At 37.9% G+C, this 16,688-nt stretch carries 17 protein-coding genes and 1 pseudogene; 1 reads left to right on the top strand and 17 read right to left on the bottom strand.

What is annotated here, in order from left to right; genetic code table 11:
• Positions 1–7 precede the first annotated feature (7 nt).
• From CCK98_RS11115 to CCK98_RS11095, 5 genes are all read right to left on the bottom strand, one after another.
• Positions 8–976 carry an MFS transporter gene (locus CCK98_RS11115; RefSeq protein ID WP_088086636.1) on the bottom strand — a complete coding sequence of 323 codons (969 nt, stop codon included), beginning with the start codon at positions 974–976 and terminating at the stop codon, positions 8–10.
• Positions 977–1,138: 162 nt separating this feature from the next.
• Positions 1,139–3,043, bottom strand: coding sequence for an alkyl/aryl-sulfatase (locus CCK98_RS11110; protein WP_088086635.1), 1,905 nt, complete (start codon positions 3,041–3,043; stop codon positions 1,139–1,141).
• A gap of 176 nt (positions 3,044–3,219) precedes the next feature.
• The gene (locus tag CCK98_RS11105) at positions 3,220–4,428 is read right to left on the bottom strand and encodes an iron-containing alcohol dehydrogenase (protein WP_088090366.1); all 1,209 of its coding nucleotides are present in this window, start codon (positions 4,426–4,428) and stop codon (positions 3,220–3,222) included.
• A 254-nt stretch (positions 4,429–4,682) separates the two neighbouring features.
• Positions 4,683–6,203: an aldehyde dehydrogenase gene (locus CCK98_RS11100; protein ID WP_088086634.1), complete on the bottom strand. Its 1,521-nt coding sequence runs from the start codon at positions 6,201–6,203 to the stop codon at positions 4,683–4,685.
• Positions 6,204–6,423: 220 nt separating this feature from the next.
• The gene (locus tag CCK98_RS11095) at positions 6,424–7,941 is read right to left on the bottom strand and encodes a long-chain-fatty-acid--CoA ligase (protein ID WP_088086633.1); all 1,518 of its coding nucleotides are present in this window, start codon (positions 7,939–7,941) and stop codon (positions 6,424–6,426) included.
• Positions 7,942–8,075: 134 nt separating this feature from the next.
• On the opposite strand from CCK98_RS11095, the gene CCK98_RS11090 reads away from it, so the two are divergent.
• Positions 8,076–8,993, top strand: coding sequence for a LysR family transcriptional regulator (locus tag CCK98_RS11090; protein ID WP_088086632.1), 918 nt, complete (start codon positions 8,076–8,078; stop codon positions 8,991–8,993).
• A 136-nt stretch (positions 8,994–9,129) separates the two neighbouring features.
• Here CCK98_RS11090 and CCK98_RS11085 read toward each other — a convergent pair whose 3' ends face one another.
• The 12 genes and pseudogenes from CCK98_RS11085 to CCK98_RS11030 all read right to left on the bottom strand — a co-directional run bounded on the left by CCK98_RS11085 (position 9,130) and on the right by CCK98_RS11030 (position 16,680).
• Positions 9,130–9,783: a carboxymuconolactone decarboxylase family protein gene (locus CCK98_RS11085; RefSeq protein WP_088086631.1), complete on the bottom strand. Its 654-nt coding sequence runs from the start codon at positions 9,781–9,783 to the stop codon at positions 9,130–9,132.
• Between the two features lie 89 nt (positions 9,784–9,872).
• Complete coding sequence (locus CCK98_RS11080; protein WP_088086630.1) at positions 9,873–10,148, bottom strand: hypothetical protein; 276 nt, start codon at positions 10,146–10,148, stop codon at positions 9,873–9,875.
• Positions 10,148–10,861: a pirin family protein gene (locus tag CCK98_RS11075; protein ID WP_088086629.1), complete on the bottom strand. Its 714-nt coding sequence runs from the start codon at positions 10,859–10,861 to the stop codon at positions 10,148–10,150. The genes CCK98_RS11080 and CCK98_RS11075 overlap by 1 nt, the downstream gene beginning before the upstream one ends.
• A 133-nt stretch (positions 10,862–10,994) precedes the next feature.
• The gene (locus CCK98_RS11070; protein WP_088086628.1) at positions 10,995–11,549 is read right to left on the bottom strand and encodes an NADPH-dependent FMN reductase; all 555 of its coding nucleotides are present in this window, start codon (positions 11,547–11,549) and stop codon (positions 10,995–10,997) included.
• 102 nt (positions 11,550–11,651) lie between these two features.
• A complete protein-coding gene (locus CCK98_RS11065) occupies positions 11,652–12,353 on the bottom strand; it encodes a sensor domain-containing diguanylate cyclase (protein WP_088086627.1) in 702 nt (233 codons plus the stop codon).
• Complete coding sequence (locus tag CCK98_RS11060) at positions 12,346–12,597, bottom strand: PAS domain-containing protein (RefSeq protein ID WP_088086626.1); 252 nt, start codon at positions 12,595–12,597, stop codon at positions 12,346–12,348. The genes CCK98_RS11065 and CCK98_RS11060 overlap by 8 nt, the downstream gene beginning before the upstream one ends.
• A 2-nt stretch (positions 12,598–12,599) precedes the next feature.
• Entirely contained in the window at positions 12,600–12,842 is a 243-nt protein-coding gene (locus CCK98_RS37030; RefSeq protein WP_373408528.1) for a PAS domain S-box protein, read from the bottom strand.
• 524 nt (positions 12,843–13,366) lie between these two features.
• Positions 13,367–13,816, bottom strand: coding sequence for a CBO0543 family protein (locus tag CCK98_RS11050; protein WP_088086624.1), 450 nt, complete (start codon positions 13,814–13,816; stop codon positions 13,367–13,369).
• A 215-nt stretch (positions 13,817–14,031) separates the two neighbouring features.
• On the bottom strand, positions 14,032–14,457 hold the full coding sequence (locus CCK98_RS11045) for a DoxX family protein (RefSeq protein WP_088086623.1): 426 nt from the start codon (positions 14,455–14,457) through the stop codon (positions 14,032–14,034).
• Positions 14,458–14,479: 22 nt separating this feature from the next.
• Positions 14,480–15,094, bottom strand: coding sequence for an alpha/beta hydrolase (locus CCK98_RS11040; RefSeq protein ID WP_306298986.1), 615 nt, complete (start codon positions 15,092–15,094; stop codon positions 14,480–14,482).
• Positions 15,091–16,034 (bottom strand): annotated as a pseudogene (locus tag CCK98_RS11035) (ring-cleaving dioxygenase). The gene CCK98_RS11040 and the pseudogene CCK98_RS11035 overlap by 4 nt, the downstream one beginning before the upstream one ends.
• Positions 16,035–16,071: 37 nt before the next feature.
• Positions 16,072–16,680 carry a flavin reductase family protein gene (locus tag CCK98_RS11030; RefSeq protein WP_088086621.1) on the bottom strand — a complete coding sequence of 203 codons (609 nt, stop codon included), beginning with the start codon at positions 16,678–16,680 and terminating at the stop codon, positions 16,072–16,074.
• Between the last annotated feature and the right edge of the window lie 8 nt (positions 16,681–16,688).

The raw sequence follows: 16,688 nt of genomic DNA, 5'->3' as shown, positions 1-16,688 counted from the left end.
GTATACACTATAGAAAGGACGATGATGATCGAACCCTTCCAGAAACAAGGGGATATATCGCGTAAAAAATGCCTGCTAGAATCAGACTACTGGCAGAAAAAAGAATTCGCGACTTCCATAAATTTAGAGTTTTTTTGTATATTCGATCTGAAATGATTGCCAGTACTAATGAAAATATAGCGCATATTAATCCGGAAATAGCAATAATTTTTCCAGCTTGTTGTTCGGTGAACCCCTTAACTTTCATTAAATAGGCGGGATTAAAGGTAAGTCCAAAGACAATAAAAGAAAAGCCGATACATGCCGCTAAGGATGTAAAAATAAAAATAGGGGATCGTAACGCTTTCCAGATGTCTTTCCTATTTGTCTCTTGTTTGTTTTCCTGTTTACTTCCCTCCTCTTCAAACGGAACATCTGATTTCAGCCGTCCGAGCCAAAGCCAACCAATTAACCAGACAAAGCTAAGAATGCCAGAAATAAAAAACGTTTGTTTCCAACCATAATTTGACATTAGAAAAACCACTATCGGGGCTGTAACAGCTATGCCCACAACATTGCCAAAATTTAAGATTGATATGGCTAATCCACGTGATTCCGGTTTAAACCATTTACTAATATGACTGACAGCAGTTGCTTGAAAAGGACCTTCTCCTATACCTAGTAATACTCTAGTAAATAAAAGTAGTGGAAGGCCTGAAACAAACAGCACCATTGATTGCGAAATGGTCCAAATAATCGCCATAACAGCCAATATCTTTCCCGTTCCATAACGGTCTGATAAAGAAGCCCCTAATATTCCAGCTAATGAAAACAACCAAAAAAAACTGCTTCCAACAATTCCAAATTGAGAGAAAGTTAGATTCAAATCCTTCATAATATGAATTCCGGCTAAACCTGTAATGGATTTATCAGCAAAATTAACAATAGACATAATAAAAAGTGCAAGTAAAATAATCCATTTCGTCCAACTTTTCATTCAAACTCCTGCCTCTCACCAAATATATTCATTTTTTTCGATAAAAATTAGCAATCATACCTAAGGAGAAAAAACACCTGCATTGCCCGCCTTAATAGCGCGCAAGATTGAGCAGGTGCTTATAGTGAAAAAATTGAATCATAAATGATTTTTCTCAGTTAGTTAAGGAGTTACGATATTTGGTAACCGGTCGAACTCATCTAAAAGTGATAAAAATTCATTCAGTTTCGTTTGGTCGCCAGAAATGATTAATTTACCTGCTGCTACTGCTTGTTCTGGTGAAAGGAGGCCAAGTCCAATTCCATAGAATGTGAATTGATCAAGAGCTAAGGAAACATCTGGATCAGCATCTAACTTACCAGCTTTATAAATTAAAACAGAATTTTCTAAATAAATTGCATATTGTTGGTTGGAATTTGATAACGTTACATTCAACATTATTTTTTTACCATCTGCTTTTGGACCGTTTAGTTTAACAGCGATCAGCTTTAAGAATTCATCTACTGGCATATTTTTAATGATTCCAGAAACATCTAATGGGGAATTATCTTTATTAATTCCATCCCTTAGTTCGGATGCACCAACAAGATAAATATTACGCCAATTGGCTGATTCGGCTTGGTATCCTAATTGTTCGAATGCATCTGCTAATAAATTTTTTGCTTCCGAATTTTCTGGGTCTGCCATTACGACATTTTTTAATACTTGAGCTACCCAGCGATACTCACCATTTTCAAAGTCCACTTTTGCTTTTTGCAAAATAGCAGCCGCCCCACCCATGTATTCTACATATTTAAGCCCCGTTTCCACTTGTGGTAAGGGATCTAAATCTGAAGGATGAGCACTATAATAACCTAAGTAAAAATTGTAAATTCCCTTTGAATTATGCTTTAACGTACCATAATACCCACGATTCCCCCAATAAGTATCCAATGCTTTTGGAAGTTTGATTGTTTCAGCTATTTCATCCATCGTATATCCTTGATTGGCTAAACGAACTGTCTGATCGTGCATATATTTATATAAATCACGTTGCAATTTCAAATGGTTTAATGCCTGACTCTTACCCCAAATTGGCCATGCATGAATCATGAGCAATGCATCAATCTCTTCATTTTCAAATAAATCGATGGTTTTATCGAGTGAATTAGCCCAATGAAGGGCATCCCGGGTTTTTGCCCCTCTTACCGTATAAATTTGATGCATCAATTTATTGGCGTTCTCTGAGACAAATAATGCTTTGTAATCTTGGATATAAAAATGCATTTCAGCCGGTGCTTCTGTGTTTGGAGTTAATAAAAATTGAAAGGTTACCCCATCGATTTCCATCGTTTGGATTTCATTTACTATTTCAACAGTAGGTTTCTCAAAACTCATCGTCCCTGAACTCATCGTATTACCTATACCTATAGATACGGAGCCCTTCGTGCCGTCTGGTAAATTTTTACCAAACTGATACTCTGCTCGACGCGCCATGATTGTCCCTAAAAGCACATTTTCACTTAACGCTTCTTCTGTAAAATATTGGGGAGCTATAATTGGAATATTTGGATTCTCTGCATATTCTAGAACGGCTTGAATACCGCCAAAATGGTCCGCATGACTTTGACTTATAATGATGGCTGAAACTGGCTTTCTTGGTCGATGATTAAAATATAATTCCATTGCGGCTTTAGCAGATGCATTACTTCCTAATGCATCACAGACAATGACTCCTTGTTTACCTTCAAAAAAGAAAGTGGTGGCGATTGATTGTCCACGTATTTGATAAACCCCTTCTACTACTTCAAACAGACCCGAGATAGCCTGTAATTGTGCATTTCTCCATAAACTTGGGTTCACTGTGTCAGGAGCCGTGTCGTTTAGAAATTCTAACTTATCGATGTCCCAGATGATTTCCCCAGATTCATCCTTAATCATGGTGGATTCTAAAGGTGCAATAAAGCCTCGGTTTGCATCTACGAAATCCTGTAAATCATCAAAATTTAGAGATTCGTACACTGCTAAATTTGCCTTTTTTGTAAAAGAAGATGCGGACATAGGTTGAGTTGAAACTTTACTTTTCATACAAACCTCCAAGTATTATTATTTTAAGATTTAAAAAAAGGAAAACACTTTTGACTACCTGGCTATAATGTCAGGTCACCAACCAAACATTAAGAGGAGTTTTCAAGTGTTTTCCATATAACTAGATTGCCAGATTATGAAATGTAAAATTAGCGCTTTACATCTTGTAAACGAGATTAAGCCTTTATCGCAGGTACCTCGAAAACTTCATTTATTACTTTGGTGATAATCGTGGCTGGTATCTTATAGAAAACTCCGGATGGGTCATTATGAACAGCTGGTACCAAATGTTGAAGTGTCTCTTCGTTACATTCAAATTCACCAAAAGTGTCTGGCAAATTCACTGCTTTGCGGAGATCCCTTAAATATTGGACAACTTCCTCTAAACATTTCTCTGGTTGTTCTGATGGATTTGCGATACCCAACGCTTGGGCAAACCCTGTAATTCTTGGCAAATAGTACATTGGTAAGGACTCCATTACATTCGGCAACAATACAGCGTTAGCTAGCCCGTGCGGGATATGGAATTTTGCCCCTAACGCATGTGCCATGTTATGAACTGGAACCGCATTCATCGCAAGGCAAAAAGCAGAAATAGCCATCGAACTTGCCATTAGCATATTCGCTCTTGCTGAAAGATCGTCCCCTTTTCGAACAGCAGTTTCTAAATTGTCTACAATCATTCGAATCGATTGAATTGCATAGGCATCTGTCATCGGATTGGCCTTTTGTGAAAAATAAGCCTCCACTGCATGAGTTAATGCATCAAATCCTGTAAAGGCAGTGATTTTAGAAGGAAGCCCTACCGTTAAATCCGGATCCAGAATAGCCATATCTGCATTGATAAATGGATGAAGAAGATTTGTTTTTATTCCAAGCTTTTCATTAAGGATTACGGCTACCGGTGATACTTCAGCACCTGTTCCCGCCGTTGTCGCAATAGCTACATGCGGAATAAAAATATATTGGGCTTCTGGCCACCACCCCATCACATTTCCGGTAAGAAGTGAATCACGTATATCATCCAAACCTTTATGGAGCATCCACTTGATCCCTTTTACCGTATCCAAAACGCTGCCGCCGCCAAGAGCAATTAAGGAATCACCGTTGCACTCTTTAAAGAAACGAGCGCCGCGATTAATAATTTCGCCTTTTGCATCCTGTTCGATATCTTCAAACACTCCAACCAGCTCAGGCTTACCCGGCATGATTTCAAATAATTCTTTAATTTGAGCTGTAATTCCGGCCTGGGTTAAACCCTTATCCGTGAAAAGTACTGCACGTTTACCCCCAAGCCCTTTTATCATCTCAGGAAGCAAAGTTCTTGATCCCGCCCCGCTATTTACAACCGTTCGAACAGAGAATTGAAAAAATGATGTCGACATAGAATCACCCTTTATTATTTTTGTATAGTCTAGGCTAAACTTGCCTGTTGACTTCCATTTCAGGCGCGTGCGGTTCGCGGGCGGTCCCGGGAGCCTCCCGCAGGACATTGAATTTGCTTCCTTGAATTTACCCACGCACGAAGGAAATGCGATAGCATTTTCGAGGAGTCTTCGCGCCTTTCGTTCCAGTCAACAGGGTGCCCAAAATCAACATTAAACTTTAACATAGCCTTGTATTAATAAATGAATCTGTTTTATCCCAATAATATTTGGTACCAAGGTCTTTGGCTTACTTCTGGTACGAGTGAACAGTGAACATGCTTTAGCTGCGAATATTCGTCCAGTGAATGGCGGCCTAATTCTCTTCCGAAACCGCTTTGCTTGTATCCCCCAAATGGTGCATCACTTCGGAGCATATGCCAATCATTGATCCAGATCGTTCCAGCCTTTAATTCACGGGCTATTTTCATTCCTTTATTTACATCCTTTGTCCAAACTCCACCTGCTAATCCATAAATCGTGTCATTCGCAATTTCAATTGCCTCCTCAACTGTGGAGTAACGGATGACTGAAAGAACAGGACCGAAGATTTCTTCTCTAGCAATCTTCATATCATTTTGAACATCGGCAAAAATGGTAGGCTCAATATAATAGCCATTTTCAAAGCCTTCTACAATTCTACGCTTTCCTCCACAGACCAATCGCGCCCCTTCTTGAATACCGGATTCAATATAAGAAAGTACAGTTTCCAATTGTTGCTGTGATACCATCGGTCCCATTCCCGTTGCGATATCTAATGGGTTTCCAATTGTAATCGTGCTTGCAAGCTCAGCTAGTTGTTCAATGACTTGGTCAAACATGGAATCATGTACTAATACACGCGTACCGGATTCACAAACTTGCCCAGAGTGGCTCAAGAATCCGAATAAAATACCCGGAATGGTAATGCTCATGTCAGCATCCGGCAATACGATTGCAGGTGATTTCCCGCCTAACTCAAGCGTGACGCGTTTCACCGTTTTAGATGCCTGCTGCATAATGCGGCTGCCTACTTCTGTAGAACCGGTAAAAGCCACTTTGTCCACACTTGAATGCGTGACAAGAGCTTCTCCAATGCTGGCACCAGGGCCAGATACAACATTGAATACACCTGCTGGTATTCCTGCTTCAACAGCCAATTCCGCTAATTTCAAGGTAGATAACGGCGTATTGGATGCTGGTTTGACTACGATCGAGTTCCCCATAGCAAGCGCAGGAGCAATTTTCCACATAGCTAAAATCATTGGAAAGTTCCAAGCAGTCACAGCTGCTACAACCCCAAGCGGCTCTCGCCAGACTTGGTTATTGCTTGGTCCAGGAAATGGTACAGTAGGAAGAGACTCAACATACGGATACTCTACAGTAAATTTTGCTGTTTGTTGTAAGAGATCTACAATGGATAGGATGTCTAGGTTTGAAATTCGTCGAACTGTCGCCCCCGAACTAATCGACTCTAAGTAACCCAATTCTTCGGCGTGTTCAATAATCTTGTTTCCAAATTGGACAAGTACGTGAGCACGTTCTTGTGGAGTTTTTTCCGACCATACTCCCGAATCAAAAGCCTGTCGTGCAGAGGAAACGGCCTCCTCCACATCTTCGATCCCGGCTTTCGCTACCTTTGCCGCGACTTCACCAGTTGCAGGGTTTACTACCTCAAACGTTTCTCCGCTTAATGCAGGCTTCCATTCCCCGTTTATATAGAGTGGAAATTCCAAAACTTGTAACGCTGCTTTCATCGAAATTCCTCCTTATTATTTGCTCGTTTGCCGTGTTAAAGTTGCCAGTTGATTTCCGCTCCAGGCACTTCGCTTTCCGCGGGCTGTTCGGGGAGCCTCCTAGGCGAGTTGCGCGCCTCTGGTGTCTCCCCTGTCCCGTACTCCCGCAGGAGTCTCGCGCCTTCCGCTCCAATCAACTTGGTTCAAAAATCAACATTTTCAAGAAAAGTTCTATATCAAACTACTTAACTTCCACTTGTTCAATCCGCAAAGCTCTTCTCAATATTTTACCTGTACTGTTCTTAGGTAATTCCTTCATAAATTCCACTTGTTTTGGAAGCTTGTACTTTGCAAGCTTGTCTTGGCAGAAATGTAAGATGTCATCGATCGTTATACTTTCATCGTTAGATACAACGAAAGCCTTTACAGTCTCTCCATATTCATTATCCGTAATCCCTATTACAGCTGCTTCCACAATGGCCGGGTGTTGATATAATACTTCTTCCACTTCTCTTGGATAAACGTTGTACCCGCCAACGAGAATCATATCTTTTTTACGGTCTACGATATATATGTACCCTTCTTCATCCATTCGGGCCAAATCACCTGTATAAAACCATCCATCTTTCAAGGCTGAAAATGTAGCTTCCGGCATTCCTAAATACCCCATCATCACATTCGGACCTTTTACTATCAATTCTCCAATTTCTCCTCTTGGAACTTCCATTCCATCCGGATCTACCACTTTATTCTTTACCCCAGGTATATCTATGCCAACAGAACCAGGTTTGCGTGTCCCCCGTAATGGGTTGAAGGCTGTCGTGGGGGCAGTTTCAGAAAGGCCATAGCCTTCTAAAATGGGTACATTATACTTCTCTTCAAATCTATGGAGCAGTTCAACCGGAAGCGCGGAACCACCTGAAAAACAAGCGCGAATTGAAGTTAAATCTTCTGCTGTTGTCTCCGGCAACTGATGCATGAAGCTAAACATGGTTGGAACCCCAGCAAACAATGTCGCTTGCTCTCTTCTAATCGTGTTTATCACTTCAGAAGGACTAAATTTCGGAACAATGACAATTGTCCCCCCGCAGGCAATAGGCATGTTGATACAAGTCGCAATACAAAACACATGGAACACGGGAAGAACCGCAATGATACGATCTTCTTCAGTGAACTCAGCAAGCTGGGACATCGAAGCAACATTGGATGCCATATTTCGATGGGATAGCATTGCGCCCTTCGGCTTTCCCGTTGTTCCGGAAGTATAGAGAATGACTGCCAGATCATCCTCATCGATGGAAGGGCTTACAAAATTATCATTTTCTTCTTGTAAGAGACTCTCCCATGTCCATTCAGACTTGATCGAATCTGTATAGATGACCATCGTCAAGTGCTCTAATTGTTCCCTCAATGGAGATATTGTTGAATCTAAAGAAGAATGAGTAATCACAGCTTTCGCATGGCTATTTGATAAAATATAAGAAATTTCTCCTGAAGTGTAGGTTGGATTAATTGGAACAATTACACCACCAGCCCGAAGAATCCCATAGTAAGCAATTACAAATTCAGGACAATTTCCAAGCATTAAAGCGACTCTATCCCCTTTTCTGATGCCTGCGGCAGATAATCCGGATGCAGTACAATCTACTAATTTATCAAGTTCCGCATACGTTGCACTTTGATTCAGAAATGTGTAAGCGGTATGATCAGGAAATCTTGCTGCACTGTTCTTTAAATTCTCATTCAAATTTGTTTCAATTCCCCCTCTTTTTAAAGTATTTTAAGAAAATTATTAATTGCTTGAATTTATTATATATATAATTTACACTTAAATAAATCAACCATTAATGAAGTATATAGAAGCAATACTTCTATATTTATAGGGAGAAAACTATGCATATCGAACAATTGGAATACATTGTAAAGGTTGCGGAAACAGGATCTATTTCTATAGCAGCAGAAAAGCTACATGTTTCTCAATCGGGAATCAGTCAATCGATTACTAGATTAGAAGATGAGTTGGGCGTTAAACTATTTAAACGCCACCGACGACTTGGCGCCGTACCAACGAATGAAGGCAAAACCTTAATTAAAAAGGCATACGAGGTATTAGTCAGACTTCAAGAATTTAAAGAGGAGGCCCAATCTTTCAACACAGTGACTTCGGGAAATTTAAAGCTTTCATCGATCCCTGGCTTTATGTTGTTCCTGTTAGAACCTTTAGCTTCTTTTAAGAACGCTTATCCAAATGTAAATATAGAAGTTTCAGAAAAAGGAACTCAGCATATTATTGAGCATGTTGAAAATAACCAGATTGACATTGGCTTAATCACGATCTACGAAGATTTAATAAATAAAAGAGAAGATTTAATATTTGAAGTAATACTTGAAGGAAAGATGAAAGTGTACGTCAGCAAATCCTCTCCTTTAGCGTCACAAAAATTTATAACTTCTGAACAATTGGTGACTCAAAACGTTATTTTATATAATGGGGATTTTGTGAAACGATTTGCAAATGATTTAATTAGTAAATTTGGGCCAATGAATATTTTATTTACCTCTGATAATACAGAAGTAATTAGAAAAGCGATTTTAGAGGGATTAGGAATTAGTTTCGGGCCAGACTTTTCTAACAAAAATGATCCTTATGTATTAAGCGGCGAAATCGTTCCTATCGAAATCATAAATTACGAACAGGAAAAGATAGGTGTAGGCTGGGTACGCTCGGAGAATAATCATTTTTCTATTAACACAAAAAAATTTTTAGAGCACTTTAATTTTCATTCCCGAATGCTGACCTATTCATCTTAATGAATATTGTTCAAGAAAACCCCCATCCAAAATGGAGGCCACAGAAAAAGGACCTCAATAGGAAAAAGGAAAAAAAGCCGACTCCACCTTCCATTAATCAGGAATGAGAGTCCGCTTTTTTTATCATACCTTTTTGTTAATCACCATAGCTTTGTATCAAATTAGCGATATGTGCATAAGCTCCTCCTGCAAGTAATGCTGAAGTAACCATTACTGCTTCTGCAAGCTCTTCATTTGTGCATCCAAGCTTCATGGCATTTTTCGTATGGACATCTATACAATATGGGCATTGCGTAGCATGAGCAACTGCCACAGCAATAATCTCTTTAAACTTTCCACTCAATTTGCCATTCTTCATTGCTGTTCTACTAAACGTAGAATAACCTTTAAAGCCTTCAGGAGCAAATTTATTTAATTGACCAAGGTTTTTTAGATTTGAACGTCTATAAAGTGAATCCTCTGCTTCTGCATCCATCGCATTATGTATATGAGTACTATGGGTTACTACCCCACCTGCTTCTACTCCTGCTACAACAAAGACCGCTTCTACTAATTCTTCAAGTAATGCTCCTTCAGCTTTTGCACGTCGTGTATGTGAATCAATACAATAAGGGCATTCCGTTACATGTGCAATTGCAACCGCTATGATTTCTTTTTCCTTTTTACTCAGTGCACCATTTGTCATGACCGCTGTATTAAAATCCGTAAAAGCTTCAAGCTGTTCTGGTGCTAATTCTATAAGTTTACTAAGATTTTTTAAATTTCCTTTTTCATATAAATTGTTTGTCATTGTAGACATCCTTTCTTTCTAATAAAAATTGAGGATCTTGTAATAATTCCCATCAGACTTTTTATATTTACTCAACTTAATAAAGTTAATCATTGAGTCGGATAGACTTTTTTATGATCAGCAAGGATCACCAATTGTTTTTCATTAGGTTGAAAATTAATTTGTGAATCAGATGAGTAATACCAAGTCTTTTCGTTTTCCTTTGCTTCAAATATATTTAACTCATCCTTAAAATCTAAAACTGTCGAAGCAGTTTCTTCATCAACAAATAAGGAGATCAGCCAACGATCGTCTTGCTTTTCAATACGGTAATTAGTAGTTTGACACAGCAATCGGCTGCCTATAGAGTGACGAATCATTAACATTAAAATTCACCCCCAGGTAAATCAATTAATAAAAAGAAACAATCTTGATTTGCCTGAATCGTAATTTCATGGATGTCTGTGATCCGTTCCGCATCCTGGGATTGTAAAATGGAATCCTTATTAATTGAAATTTCTCCTTCTATAGTAAAGATGTAAATCTTCCTGCCTTCTTCCTGTTGAAAGTTCAATGTCCTATTTCCATCCAACTTTGATAAATAAAGGGTTAAATCTTGATGGATTCCTGCCACCCGCTCGGAGACAGTATGGGATATTACAGGTAATAAGTTATTTTGTAATTGTTCAACATCATATGAGATATCTTCATAGGATGGAGTTAACTTTTTTTCATTTGGTGAAAACCATAGCTGTAAAAATCGGACTTCTTCATCATTGGAAGCATTGAATTCAGAATGGAGCACTCCCGTTCCAGCACTTATTCGCTGTATATTTCCATAGCTGATAATTCCAGAGTTCCCCAAGTTGTCTTCATGTTTTAGCTGCCCCTTTAATACGATAGAAACAATTTCCGCTTCCCGATGAGGATGAATTCCAAAGCCGCAACCACCTTGGACGGTGTCGTCGTTAAAGACACGCAGTGGACCAAATCGGATATTGGAAGTGTCATAATACTCACCAAAAGAAAAACTTAAATTACTCTCCAGCCATTCATTTTTTACTGTGTATCGTGTACCTGCAGGATAAACTTGAATCAATTCTGTCACTCCTTATCTGAATTTCTTAGTCATGAATATCGAGCTTTATTTCTTTCATTCAAAACAAAAAGTTGGAATATATAACAGGAGTTCTTCTGCTATATGCTCCAACTCTTTCTTTCCTAGAATTTCCTTATGCTTGATATTTTTTAATCAAATCAACAAACACACTGACGAATGATTGGAAAAATTGGACCGTTCCTTCATCTTTAATTTTGCCGTTTTCATCAAATAAAGCTGAAACATTGCCAATATAAGCTTCCGGCTGTTGAACTATTGGCATATTTAAGAAAACAAGAGATTGTCGTAAATGGTGGTTTGCACCAAATCCACTCAAGTTACCAGGAGATTGGCTGATAATGGCTGCCGGTTTGCCGTTCCATACGCTTGCTCCATATGGACGGGATCCTACATCTAGTGAATTCTTTATTACAGCTGGTACAGAACGGTTATATTCAGGAGTTACAAATAAAATAGCGTCCATCTCTTGAATTGTATTACGGAAAGTAGTATACGCTTCCGGTACATTGTTTTCATCATCATAGTCCTGATTATATAAAGGCAGATTTCCAATTTCGATAATTTCTGCTTTATAACCCTCAGGAAATAAAGTTGCAACATTAGCGGCAATTTTTTTAGAAAAAGAATCTTTCCGTAGAGATCCAAGTAAAATACCAATTTTGGTCATTTTATATCATCCTTAACCATTAATTATTATTTTTAATTCGAGATAATTGTATTCGAAATAAATTTAATTGTCAAAAAAAGCTTCTCCGAACTGATAAATTCATTAAATTTGAAAATGCTGACTTTTTTTATTCAAACTAAAAAATTTAAGTTGGTTTCTCGTTTCTTTAGCTGAATATAAAGCTTGGTCTGCAAATTTTATTAATGTTTCGCCTCTCGTTCCATCCTTAGGGTAAATGGAGATTCCAATACTCGCTGTTGTTTTAATATAATGCCCCTTAATTTGATAAGGCTGTTGAAGTGCTTTATACAGCCTCCGTGCAATTTTTGCAACGTTTTGAGAATGCTTAATGTCTTTTAACAGGATTAAAAATTCATCACCGCCAATACGGCCTATGACACTATTTCCCCTTACATTATTTATTAATCTATTAGAGAACTGTTTCAGATCATCACCAATTTCATGCCCTAATGTATCATTTACTTCTTTGAACTTGTCCAAATCCATATACAATAAGGCAAACTGTTCTACCTTTTTATTTGCAGTCTCAATCGATAATTCCAGCAAATCGTGAAAGCTTCGTCTATTTCTAAGCCCTGTAAGAGAATCGTAGATGGCCAAATTTTCCAACTCTGACTCAATCATTTTTCTATCCGTTATATCCTTAATTAGAATTTGCATGACCGGTTCTCCGTTAAAAACCATGGGAATAGCCGTAATATCCGCATAAAACTCCTTATTGTCCCATCGAATCAATCTTTCTTCAATCGGCTCCGGTTTAGCTTCATTATTTTTTTCAATCATTTCTAAAAATTTGTCCTCGATACTTTATTTTCCGAATCAATAAGCTCCCATATGATCTGCCAATCATGTCCTTAGAACATTCTTGACCTAGAATCTTTACACCTGCAGGATTTACAAGGACAATATGATGTTTATTTTGAACAATAACAGCGTCAGGTAAGAATTCAACAAGTTTCCGATAACAAACTTCACTTTCTTCAAGTTTCCTCTGTATTTCCATTTGTTCTGTAAAGTCTTTATACATACCTACAGCAAGAATCTCACCCTTGTTAATGGCGCGGTAGGTTGCTCGGATATCCAGGATTTCCCCATCTTTGCATCTTCTTTTGTAAGACTATAATTAACATTTTCTCCGTCTCTTAATTTATTTAAAAATGCATCATGTTGTTCTTTCGTCATATTATGCAAAGATGGCGGCAGGGTCAGTCCTTTCAGTTCCTCGATTGACCAGCCTAGTAAATCTGTAAAAGTTGGATTTGCCTGTAGAATAGCTCCATCCTGTCCAATTAAAAAATTGCATCATTGGTATTCTCCCAGATTAGTTCAAATGCTTCTTCCCCAATTTTCGGATTATCTAAAATTAGACTAGTCATTTCATTCTCCCACATTTCTTCTATTCACCTTTGGATTAGCTTTCTATAAACTTATCATGCTGCGCGTAATACCCCTGACTTCAGGCATGGGGATATAAGCCTATCACTTGACCTTTCAATCAATTTGAAATATAATAGTCATTAACACGAACACCTGTTCTTTGATAACTGAACATAGAAGGTTGTGGCATATATAAGAGCTCTGCCGCGTAAAATGTTCAAGCCAATTAAGAGCTATGACACGTTTTCTAACGTGAATCAAATAGGCTTTGATTAAAGCAAAGCTGAAGGTCTTCTCTAAAGACCTGATGTATTAGTGGGTTTTGTGGTCACCCACATAAAGACAATGCCACTTAAACGGTATTCTTTATGAAACCCCTCGCTTTAGCGATGGGGAGATTCATGCACTCTTTACCTTATCTAATTTTTTAAAAACCCAACTAAACCTCTTATAATAAATAAAGTAAAATTTACACTTGCAAAAGTATGAAAGGCGGTCCATTTTTTCCATTTAAATAATTGGGAATTCTTTTCAAAGTACCATTGACCGATACTCATGGGAACACTAAAAAGTAAACTTTTCAAAAGTATTTTGCCTAAATGATCGTTATTAGTCAGTTTCACCCATAAAACACTTAAAAGCGGGAAAAACAATAGGTCATAAATGATGTTTGTCTTAAAAATTTTTGGAAAAGGACGAACTGGATATTCTAGTCTTTTGGTACCAACCACAAAAGCATCAATTAGAGTTGCAATAACTCCTTTTGAGAAAAAAATAACAAGATTTTCTCGCATTTTAGATCCTTTAAATAAAAATGGGAAGGAAACCACACACAAAACAGTAAGTAAATTCAACAGTTTCTTTTCCATAAAAACATCCTCCGATATGAATCAAAATTTGATATGCTCCCGCCTTACAATGTTCTGTAAAACCCCATCAAATAAAGCAGAGTAAAAATAATTTCCTACCTATTATTTCTTTATGTAGTATTTACTATTCCTTCGAGTATAAAAGTATTTTCTATGTAATTAAAAAACTAATCGAAAGGTTCCGATTAGCTTTCTTTTAAAATTATCATTCAATATTAAGCAGCTTTTTTTAACTCAATTGAATCCTTTTGAAAAATCAAGTCACTAACTGATAATAGCTTGCTTCCATTGATTGCAAGATAAACTGCCATTGCTAAAAATGCTAAATCCAACTCATATCCCGCCATTTGTCCATTTCCTAATAAACCAACAGAAAGTTTTACTTTTAGTATTGCCCCAATCATTAATAGTCCTAACAAAGTGGATACAAGTCTAGTTGCTAGTCCAATGATTAATGCGATACCTCCAATGATTTCAAACAAAGCAACTCCATATGCCATAAATCCTGGTAATCCAATACTTTCAAACCATCCTACAATATTCTCAATTCCACCTTGAAACTTTACTATTCCATGAATTAAGAATAATGCCCCTAATGTTACCCGTAAAATAAGTGCTCCTATTTCGTTTTTTGCCAACATTCTTTTCTCCTCCGTAAAATAATTATTTGTTTATAACTTTTCGATACCATTGCGCTGCGGCTTCAACTTCTTGAGAGGTTAATTGATGACCTCTATTCTCCCATTGAATTTCTACATTCGCATTTGCCTTTTCTAATAAAGATTGTAATTCAGCAGATTCTAATGGCGAGCAGATTGGATCATTGGTACCAGCTGCAATAAATACTGATTTCCCTGTTAAATCAGGTAGTTCGATTCCTTTTCGCGGCACCATGGGATGATGAAGAATCGCACCCTTTAAAGCATTTTGATGGTGAAATAATAAACTCGCAGCAATATTAGCTCCATTTGAGTAACCTATCGCAAGAATATTATCTCGATCAAAATCATACTTTTCGGAGGCCTCATCTAGAAACTCGTTTAACTCTTTTGTTCGAAAAATAAGATCTTCCTCATCAAATACCCCTTCTGCTAATCTGCGAAAAAATCGAGGCATTCCATTTTCTATTACATTCCCACGAACGCTTAGTACATTTGCCTCATCATCAATCATTCCTGCAAGTGGCAGCAGGTCTAATTCATTGCCTCCTGTACCATGAAGCAATAACAACGTGAGTTTTGTTTGATTTTGCCCCTTATTGAATATATGTTTCATTATTTATCTCCCTCCAGAACTCGAACCTCTACAGGCGGTAAGGTTTCTTCTAATTCTTCTCTTTTTGACTCTAGCCAAGATGGCAACATAAGTTTTTCCCCTAGGTCAGCGACTGGTTCATCCACTGAAAAGCCTGGTGGGTCGGTAGCTATTTCGAAGAGGATACCCCCTTCTTCATGAAAATACACTGCTTTGAAATAGTTTCGATCTCGAATTTCTGTTGGATAGTATCCTTTGTCTTGAAGAAGAGATCTCCATCTGAGTAAATCCTCTTCATCCTTTGCTCTCCATGCTATATGATGAACTGTTCCTGCTCCCATCAGTCCCCTGACTGATGGGTTTAACTGAATATCAATCGTATTTCCAAAATGTCCTTCAGATTTAAATCTTAGGAATTCATTTTCCTGCCCAATACATTCCATTCCTAAAGTATTTTCCAGCACTTCCGTCGTTTTATGTGGCTGTGCAGAAAACAGAACAGCGCCGCCAAACCCTCTTATCGCATTCTCAGCTTGAATTCCCCCAAAGTTCCTAGTATTTATTGGACCTTCATCTCTTTCTATCAGTTCAAGCAAGAGTCCGTCTGGATCGTTAAATTTCAAATATTTCTCACCAAAGCGATTGGCTGAAGTAAATACAATTCCGAATTGTTTGAAACGCTTCTCCCAGAATTTTATTGTACCTGTTGGAATAATGTAGCTAGTGACTCCAACCTGACCTTACCAATTCGACCTTTTAGCTGTTTTGCCCATGGGAAAAACGTAATTACTGTGCCTGGTTCTCCTGTTTCATTCCCAAAATAAAGATGATACACTTCTGGACGATCAAAATTGATTGTTTTTTTAACAAGCCTTAACCCAAGTACACCTGCATAAAAGTCAATATTCCTTTGTGCATCGTTTACCATCGCTGATATATGATGAATGCCTGCTGTTTTCTGCATTTTTTACTCTCCACTTCATAAATGGGATTTTAAGAAGTTATTTAGGCCTTTCTATTTCAAAAATCTCACCGATTTTGGCGTAATTATTCCCTGCTAATCGACTTACCGCAGCTAAACCTCTAGCATCAATTCTTCCATTTTCATAAATTTCATCTTCAATATGAAATTGAACCACTCTTCCTATAATAAAATCACATCCAGGACGATCAGAACTTCCCAATTCTAAGGAATGCTCTAATGAACATTCCATTCGAATTTTTGCTTCCTTCACACCTGGTACCGAAATTTTTACACTATCCACTGAAGTCAAGTTTGCTAACTTAACTTCACTTTGATCAGAAGGAAGACTTGCAGCCGTCTTATTTATTTTTTCAACATTATGTTCGTCAACAATATGGACCACAAATTGCTTGGAGTTGATGATGTTTCTCGCTGTATCCTTTTGACTCCCCGCTGAACGTTGAATAGATAATGAAATCATCGGCGGATTGGATGAGACGATATTAAAATAACTAAATGGCGCACCATTTAAAACGCCATCTTTTGAAATGGTTGTCACGAAAGCAATCGGTCTAGGTATGATGCTTCCTATTAGAAACTTATAATTTTCTCTTTCAGACATTAAGGCTGGATCAATTGAAATCAAAGAAATCA

Origin of the sequence: Bacillus sp. OV166 (assembly GCF_900177675.1) — a bacterium.
Lineage (GTDB): Bacteria > Bacillota > Bacilli > Bacillales > Cytobacillaceae > Neobacillus.
The sequence above is the reverse complement of the archived record's forward strand: the minus strand, read 5'-3'. Positions and strand labels throughout refer to the sequence as shown.